This is a genomic window from Acetobacter pomorum (genome assembly GCF_002738225.1).
In the GTDB taxonomy this organism is placed as follows: domain Bacteria; phylum Pseudomonadota; class Alphaproteobacteria; order Acetobacterales; family Acetobacteraceae; genus Acetobacter; species Acetobacter pomorum.
Genome location: NZ_PEBQ01000158.1, coordinates 1 through 990 on the forward strand (window position 1 = coordinate 1; position 990 = coordinate 990).

Below are 990 nucleotides of genomic sequence, written 5' to 3' on the forward strand. Positions count from 1 at the left end.
CTGGTGGCCGCATCAATCCCGGATTGCAGTTCCTGGCGTGCTGGATCACGGAGCGACAGAGCTTCACGACGTGCCTGGTCGGGCGTCATTGTTCGGCCAGACTTAAATAACGTTGCGATGGCATGCATCATAAGACGCTCGTCATTGACTGCCGCTTTGCCGCAGGCTCTGTTCCATTGATCGTGATCGAGTTGGCTGAGGTCAAAATTATGGCCGGCGTTCCGAGCAAGGTGTGAGAGATGAAGCAGGGTGACCTGCTGGTTTCCTTGCCGAAAAGGCAGGATTTTATCCAAAGCGGCAATATGGGTGGCAGCTCCCCGCGCAAAACGGTCGGAAGAGAGATCCCGCAAACCATTATTGGCTTTCAGGTTTTGGAATACGCCTTGAACTGACTGGGAAATCCGGTCTGGATGAAGACCTTTCCGACCATCAACAGCGAGATCGCACGTCCGGTATTGACCGGCCCAGTCGTAGACATCCTGAAAGAGATGGTGATGCAAATCCTTAAGGGCGGACGTCGCGTTGGTATCCGTGGGCATGGTTATCGCACGGCTGAGATACCGGGTTGTTTCAAAAATGCGAAGGCGTTCAGCATTCTGATAGCCCTTCTTGTTCACGAGAACTTCCGTGCCAGGATAGAGATAAGGGTCGGTGACGGGCATCATTCATCTCCTTCCGTAGGGCGGATTGGTTCATCCAGTTCCTCATGAAGGCGTTGAAGAAAATCCATGAAAATTTCCACCGGTACGCATGCCTCAATAAGTAGGGTTGTAAGAGAGCTTATTTCGGCTATCTGACTGCGATCTGGCCTATCAAGTTCGCTCATGACGCACATCGCGTCCCGGATCAGGACCTTATAGAAAGACGTCATATCCGCAGAAACTGGCTCAAACGTCAGATTTGCTAATTCCTCTCGGTAACGCTCGACGCGGAAATCTCACAGAAGGGTTGTACATCGGGTTAGATTATGAAAAAGTCTGTTTTGCACAA

2 protein-coding genes are annotated in these 990 nt (G+C 51.4%); both read right to left on the bottom strand.

Annotated elements, in window-relative coordinates:
• On the bottom strand, positions 1-665 hold a 665-nt coding region (locus tag CSR02_RS12675), incomplete at its 3' end, for a Fic/DOC family protein (protein WP_208616835.1).
• Positions 662-826 carry a hypothetical protein gene (locus tag CSR02_RS12680; RefSeq protein ID WP_241810878.1) on the bottom strand — a complete coding sequence of 55 codons (165 nt, stop codon included), beginning with the start codon at positions 824-826 and terminating at the stop codon, positions 662-664. The genes CSR02_RS12675 and CSR02_RS12680, both read right to left, overlap by 4 nt.
• Between the last annotated feature and the right edge of the window lie 164 nt (positions 827-990).

What these genes read in the sequence shown, in the direction of transcription:
- CSR02_RS12680 (WP_241810878.1), bottom strand. Translation starts at nt 826, where the DNA reads ATGAGCGAACTTGATAGGCCAGATCGCAGTCAGATAGCCGAAATAAGC.